General features: G+C 69.2%; 7 protein-coding genes. 5 read left to right on the forward strand and 2 right to left on the reverse strand.

The genetic code is table 11. From position 1 onward, the window contains the following. The first annotated feature begins 35 nt into the window (after positions 1–35). Together dapB and ACZ4QV_RS04135 are read left to right on the forward strand one after the other, a co-directional pair. Entirely contained in the window at positions 36–788 is a 753-nt protein-coding gene (gene dapB / locus ACZ4QV_RS04130; protein ID WP_467762542.1) for a 4-hydroxy-tetrahydrodipicolinate reductase, read from the forward strand. Between the two features lie 12 nt (positions 789–800). Further along, a complete protein-coding gene (locus ACZ4QV_RS04135) occupies positions 801–1,253 on the forward strand; it encodes a hypothetical protein (RefSeq protein ID WP_467762543.1) in 453 nt (150 codons plus the stop codon). Positions 1,254–1,367: 114 nt separating this feature from the next. Here the strand turns inward: ACZ4QV_RS04135 and ACZ4QV_RS04140 are convergent, their stop codons facing one another. Together ACZ4QV_RS04140 and ACZ4QV_RS04145 are read right to left on the reverse strand one after the other, a co-directional pair. Continuing rightward, positions 1,368–1,949, reverse strand: coding sequence for a hypothetical protein (locus ACZ4QV_RS04140; protein WP_361145362.1), 582 nt, complete (start codon positions 1,947–1,949; stop codon positions 1,368–1,370). 125 nt (positions 1,950–2,074) lie between these two features. Then, positions 2,075–2,314 (reverse strand): hypothetical protein, encoded by a 240-nt coding sequence (locus ACZ4QV_RS04145; protein WP_030023054.1) that lies wholly within the window; start codon positions 2,312–2,314, stop codon positions 2,075–2,077. A 234-nt stretch (positions 2,315–2,548) separates the two neighbouring features. Between ACZ4QV_RS04145 and thyX the strand changes: the two genes are divergently transcribed. The 3 genes from thyX (at position 2,549) to ACZ4QV_RS04160 (ending at position 6,242) form a co-directional block, all read left to right on the forward strand. Further along, positions 2,549–3,307 (forward strand): FAD-dependent thymidylate synthase, encoded by a 759-nt coding sequence (gene thyX, locus ACZ4QV_RS04150; RefSeq protein ID WP_361145359.1) that lies wholly within the window; start codon positions 2,549–2,551, stop codon positions 3,305–3,307. A 236-nt stretch (positions 3,308–3,543) separates the two neighbouring features. Then, positions 3,544–4,443: a 4-hydroxy-tetrahydrodipicolinate synthase gene (gene dapA / locus ACZ4QV_RS04155; RefSeq protein ID WP_361145357.1), complete on the forward strand. Its 900-nt coding sequence runs from the start codon at positions 3,544–3,546 to the stop codon at positions 4,441–4,443. Positions 4,444–4,556: 113 nt separating this feature from the next. After that, the gene (locus ACZ4QV_RS04160) at positions 4,557–6,242 is read left to right on the forward strand and encodes a ribonuclease J (RefSeq protein WP_361145355.1); all 1,686 of its coding nucleotides are present in this window, start codon (positions 4,557–4,559) and stop codon (positions 6,240–6,242) included. Positions 6,243–6,804 lie beyond the last annotated feature (562 nt).

Below are 6,804 nucleotides of genomic sequence, written 5' to 3' on the forward strand. Positions count from 1 at the left end.
ACCCACTGGTACTGGGAAAGAGAGAGCGGGAAACGATGAGCAAGCTGCGCGTGGCGGTCATCGGCGCCAAGGGCCGCATCGGCTCCGAGGCCGTACGGGCCGTCGAGGCCGCCGAGGACATGGAACTGGTCGCGGCCCTGGGCCGGGGCGACGGGCTGGAGACGCTGACCGGGGCCGGCGCCCAGGTCGCGGTCGAGCTGACGCACCCCGACGCCGTCATGGCGAACCTGGAGTTCTGCGTCCGCAACGGCATCCACGGGGTCGTCGGCACCACCGGCTGGCCCGACGAACGCCTCGCGCGGCTGCGCACCTGGCTGGACGCGTCGCCCCGCACCGGCGTGCTCATCGCCCCGAACTTCTCCATCGGCGCGGTGCTGACCATGCGGTTCGCGCAGCAGGCGGCCCGGTTCTTCGAGTCGGCCGAGGTCATCGAGCTGCACCACCCGAACAAGGCCGACGCGCCCTCGGGCACCGCGGCCCGCACGGCCAAGCTGATCGCCGAGGCCCGTGCCGCCGCGGACTGCCCGCCGCAGCCGGACGCCACCAGCAGCGCGCTGGACGGCGCCCGCGGCGCGGACGTGGACGGCATCCCCGTCCACTCCGTACGGCTGCGCGGTCTCCTGGCCCACCAGGAGGTGCTGCTCGGCGGGGTGGGGGAGACCCTCACCATCCGCCACGACTCGCTCCACCACAGCAGCTTCATGCCGGGCATCCTGCTCGGCGTGCGCCGCGTGGTGACCACTCCCGGCCTGACCATGGGCCTGGAGAACTTCCTCGACCTGGACTGACGGGGTTCGCGCGTGCGTGCAAAGATCACCTACTGCGTCCTCGCGGCGGTCCTGGTCGTCTACTTCGTCCTCGTCGGCAGCCGGGGCGTCCTGCTCATCGAGCAGGGCACCGTGCTGACCGTCGCGTTCGGCGTCGCTGTCCTGATCCTGCCGTTCATCGGACTGTGGTTCCTCTGGCACACCACCCAGTTCGCCCGCAAGGCAGGCCGCCTCGCGCGCGAGCTGGAGGCCGAGGGCGGGCTGCCGGTCGACGAGCTGAAGCGCACCTCGGGCGGTCGTATCGACCGGGACTCCGCCGACGAGGTCTTCGACCGGCGACGTGCCGAGACCGAGCAGGCGCCGGAGGACTGGCGGGCCTGGTTCCGGCTGGCGGTCGCCTACCACGACGCCCGGGACACCCCGCGGGCCCGTAAGGCGATGCAGCGGGCCATCGCCCTGCACGAGGGCAAGCCCGTACGGGCCTGAACGACGCGGTGCCCGTACGGCCTGAGCCGTACGGGCACCGTTGCCCACCGGGGCCGGTTCCCACCAGGAGCCGGCCCCGATCTGCGGCTACCGGCAGGACTTCCCGGCCTGCGGTCACCGGCAGGACGGCTCGGCGCGGCTACCGTCGTACTCCGCCGCCCACGCCTCCAGGACGTCCGCGGCCAGCTCGAACGCCTCGGGACGCGCCAGGAAGTCCGCGTTGTGGTCCGTCACGAGCGTCCGCAGCGCGCTGCCGCCCTGCCGCTCGACCACCAGGGCCTGGCCCTGGACCGTCCGCGGCAGACCCAGCCAGCGCACCGGCCGCTGGGCCGTACGGACGGCGGCGACCTCGCTCCAGCGCAGCGTCGTCGTCCGTAGCAGCTCCACCTGGCGCAGGCCGTGGGCGCTCACCCACACCCCCACCCGCAGGAAGCGCAACGCGAGCGCGATGATCAGCACCGCGACACCGGCGCAGACGGCGGCGGCGGGCAGCGTCCCGGCGGTCACGATGATCACCGCGGACAGCAGGACGAACGAGGACAGCAGCAGAAGCACGGCGGCCGCCCCCACGCGTCCGGGGCCCGGACGGTAGGGACGGCGCCAGCGGTCCGGCCCCGCATGGGGCAACGGCGCTTCGAGTGCCTGATCGGCCTGGTCGTCGAGGTCGCGGTCGGCCGTCAGAAAGGTCAGGGGCACGGCGGATCCTCACTCCAGGCACGCAGATGAAGGCTGTGACCGGTGAGGTTATCGAGACTTACGTGCCGGAACCACTTCGCACCGGGCGGCACGCGCGACGACAGCGCGCGGACCGCCCGGCCGGATCAGCGGCCGTGCGCCGCCTCGGACTGGTGCGTGCCGACACCGCCGGTCTCCTGCTGGAGCGCCGGGACGCCGAGCAGCAGGGCGCCGGCGAGACCGCCGACGACCGTCAGGCCGATCAGGGACCGGCCCGCGAGCTGGGCACGACTGACGCGTTCTCGGGGCGGGGGCGCGACATTGCTGCGGAACCGGTCGGCCTCGGCGACGAAGGCGAACGGCACTGGCTCTCGCCGGCGGAACATGAGCGGGCTCTCCTTGGAACCTCGAAGTGGGCACTGTCACAGGGTTAGACGTCTGTCGCGCCCGTTTGGTGCCCGTTTTCTGCAAGTTCTGTGAAAAATATCAACCACAGGACGAGCCGGGCGAGACAGAGTCCGATTTTGTACGGTACGCGGCATCCTGTCGTATTTCCGGGACTGTCGGTGGCGGGCCGTAGGCTGGGGCGCGCCACGTGGAATGAACGGAAGGAACCGTCGGTGTCCCCTACCCCCGCCGAGAGCGTCGAAAGCTCCGAAGGCACAGCCCCCAGCTTCCGGAGCGAAGTGACGGTGGAGCTGGTCAAGCACAGCGCCGCGGACAGTGACGTGCTGTGGGCGGCCCGTGTCTCCACCGCCGGCGAGCAGTCGCTGGAGGAGCTGCAGAAGGACCCGGAGCGCTCCAAGGGCCTGATCAACTACCTGATGCGGGACCGGCACGGCAGCCCCTTCGAGCACAACTCGATGACCTTCTTCATCAGCGCGCCGATCTTCGTCTTCCGCGAGTTCATGCGGCACCGCGTCGGCTGGTCCTACAACGAGGAGTCCGGCCGCTACCGTCAGCTCGAACCGGTCTTCTACGTGCCCGACGCGTCCCGCAAGCTGGTCCAGCAGGGCCGCCCCGGCAAGTACGAGTTCGTCGAGGGCACCCCCGAGCAGCACGCGCTCACCGGCAAGGTCATGGAGGACTCCTACCGGCAGGCGTACGCGGCGTACCAGGAGATGCTGGCCGCCGGCGTCGCCCGCGAGGTGGCCCGCTCGGTCCTGCCGGTCGGCCTGTTCTCCTCGATGTACGCGACCTGCAACGCCCGTTCGCTGATGCACTTCCTCGGCCTGCGCACGCAGCACGAGCTCGCGGCCGTGCCGTCCTTCCCGCAGCGCGAGATCGAGATGGTCGGCGAGCAGATGGAGGCCCACTGGGCCCGCCTGATGCCGCTCACCCACGCCGCCTTCAACGCCAACGGCCGTATCGCCCCGTAAGGCCCCGGCCCCGCGGGCGACCCGCCGGACCGGTGTGCGGACCGGCCGTCGCCCTTCGGGGCCGTACCGGACCGCACAGACGTGCCAGGTGTCCGTATTGCGGCATTTCGAGAAGTTCATCTACGCTGAAGAAACGGACCCGGCACTGCTTGAACCCCCGAGCAAGCAGTGCCGGAGTCCACATCCCGGCTCCCCAGGGGCGCGACCCGAGGTGAGCTACGAGTAGCGTGGTGCCCATGGCTCCGACTTCCACACCGCAGACCCCCTTCGGGCGGGTGCTGACCGCCATGGTCACGCCGTTCACGGCGGATGGCGCTCTCGACCTCGACGGTGCGCAGCAGCTCGCCACGCACCTGGTGGACTCCGGCAACGACGGTCTCATCGTCAACGGCACCACCGGTGAGTCACCGACCACCAGCGATGCGGAGAAAGCCCAGCTGGTCCGGGCCGTGGTGGATGCGGTCGGAGACCGGGCCTTCGTCGTCGCCGGAGCCGGCACCAACGACACCGACCACAGCCTCCAGCTTGCCCGCGCCGCGCGCGACGCCGGAGCCCACGGTCTGCTCGCCGTGACGCCGTACTACAGCAAGCCGCCGCAGGAAGGTCTCTTCCGGCATTTCACCGCCATCGCGGACGCCACCGACCTGCCGGTCATGCTCTACGACATCCCCGGCCGCAGCGGTGTGCCGATCAACACCGAGACCATGGTGCGGCTCGCCGAGCACCCGCGCATCGTCGCCAACAAGGACGCCAAGGGCGACCTCGGCCGCGCCAGCTGGGCCATCGCCCGCTCGAACCTCGCGTGGTACAGCGGCGACGACATGCTCAACCTCCCGCTGCTGTCCGTCGGCGCCGTCGGCTTCGTCTCGGTCGTCGGCCACGTCGTCACGCCCGAGCTGCGCGCCCTGCTCGACGCCCACCTGCACGGTGACGTCACCAAGGCCACCGAGATCCACCAGAAGCTGCTGCCCGTCTTCACCGGCATGTTCCGCACCCAGGGCGTCATCACGACCAAGGCCGCGCTCGGGCTCCAGGGCCTGCCCGCCGGGCCGCTGCGCCTGCCGCTGGTGGAACTGTCGGCGGACGAGACCGAACAGCTCAAGCGCGATCTCGCCGCCGGCGGGGTACAGCTGTAACCACAGACTTCACAACTGAACATGGAAAACAACCGCCAAACCGCAAGTGCACGAATGTCATGCGCGCCACGTGTGCCTCACGGCGACGTGGCGTGTGTGGTGAGGAGAGTCTTTTGAGTCATCCGCATCCTGAGCTCGGCGCGCCGCCGAAGCTCCCCAAGGGCGGCCTGCGCGTCACCCCCCTCGGCGGCCTGGGTGAGATCGGCCGCAACATGACGGTCTTCGAGTACGGCGGTCGGCTGCTGATCGTCGACTGCGGAGTGCTTTTCCCGGAGGAGGAGCAGCCCGGAATCGATCTGATCCTGCCGGACTTCTCGTCCATCAGGGACCGCCTCGACGACATCGACGGCATCGTGCTCACGCACGGCCACGAGGACCACATCGGCGGTGTCCCCTACCTCCTGCGCGAAAAGCCGGACATTCCGCTGATCGGCTCCAAGCTGACCCTCGCCCTGATCGAGGCGAAGCTCCAGGAGCACCGCATCCGGCCGTACACGCTGGAGGTCGCGGAAGGCGACACGGAGGCCATCGGCCCCTTCGACTGCGAGTTCGTCGCGGTCAACCACTCCATCCCGGACGCCCTCGCGGTCGCCATCCGCACCCCCGCGGGCATGGTCGTGCACACCGGCGACTTCAAGATGGACCAGCTCCCGCTGGACCGCCGCCTGACCGACCTCCCGAAGTTCGCCAAGCTGGGCGAGGAGGGCATCGACCTCCTGCTGTCCGACTCCACGAACGCCGAGGTCCCGGGCTTCGTCCCGCCCGAGCGCGACATCTCCAACGTGCTGCGCACGGTCTTCGCGGGTGCCCAGAAGCGCATCATCGTCGCCAGCTTCGCGAGCCATGTGCACCGCATCCAGCAGATCCTGGACGCGGCACACGAGTACGGACGCCGGGTCGCCTTCGTGGGCCGCTCGATGGTCCGCAACATGGGCATCGCCCGTGAACTGGGCTATCTGAAGGTCCCGGCCGGGCTGGTCGTCGACGTCAAGGCCCTCGACGACCTGCCGGACGACGAGGTCGTGCTGGTCTGCACGGGTTCCCAGGGCGAGCCGATGGCGGCCCTGTCCCGGATGGCCAACCGCGACCACCAGATCCGCATCGTCCCCGGTGACACGGTGATCCTCGCGTCGTCGCTGATCCCGGGCAACGAGAACGCGGTCTACCGCGTCATCAACGGCCTGACCCGCTGGGGCGCCAACGTCGTCCACAAGGGCAACGCCAAGGTGCACGTCTCGGGCCACGCCTCGGCCGGCGAACTGCTGTACTTCTACAACATCTGCAAGCCGAAGAACCTGATGCCGGTGCACGGCGAATGGCGCCATCTGCGCGCCAACGCCGAACTCGGCGCGCTGACCGGCGTCCCCAAGGACCGGATCGTCATCGCCGAGGACGGCGTGGTCGTCGACCTGGTCAAGGGTGTCGCCAAGATCGTCGGCAAGGTTCAGGCGGGATATGTGTACGTGGACGGCCTGTCGGTCGGCGACGTCACCGAGTCCTCCCTCAAGGACCGCCGCATCCTCGGCGACGAGGGCATCATCTCGGTGTTCCTGGTCGTGGACTCCAGCACCGGCAAGATCGTCGGCGGGCCGCACATCCAGGCCCGCGGCTCGGGCATCGACGACGCGGACTTCGCCGCCGTGATGCCCAAGATCGACGAGATCCTCGCCAAGGCCGCCCAGGACGGTGTCGCGGAGCCGCACCAGCTCCAGCAGCTGGTCCGCCGGGCCATCGGCAAGTGGGTCTCCGACAACTTCCGCCGGCGCCCGATGATCCTCCCGGTGGTCGTCGAGGTCTGACCCCCAGGGGCCGCCTGCACAGGTACGGGAGCGGGGCAACCGGATTTGCATCCGGGCGCCCCGCTCCAGTACGTTTACGGCTCCGCCTGAAGGGGAACCCGGTACGCCTGCGCGTCCGGACGACCTCCCGACGGGACGGAATTCCGGCCCGGAGAAATCTGATAGCGTCGGAACAGCCGAAAGGCAAAACCCTCCGACGGAAATCGGAAACGAATTCAGACCGGCAACGGACTGGGAATCGGATCTGATAGAGTCGGAAAGGCCGAAAAGCGAAAGCCGGACGGTCGCCCCGCTCCAGCAGGGGCCGGAAACGGAAAGCGGAAACGCCGAACGGATCTGGTAAGGTTGGAACCGCGAAGAAGCCGAAAGGCCGAAACGCACCGGCGAAAATCAGGACCGCGAGGATCTGATAGAGTCGGAAACGCAAGACCGAAGGGAAGCGCCCGGAGAGCCTGGTGAGACAGGCGCAAAGGAAGCGTCCGTTCCTTGAGAACTCAACAGCGTGCCAAAAGTCAACGCCAGATATGTTGATACCCCGTCCACCGGCACACGCCGGAGGATG

The organism is Streptomyces sp. NPDC026394, from assembly GCF_055567735.1.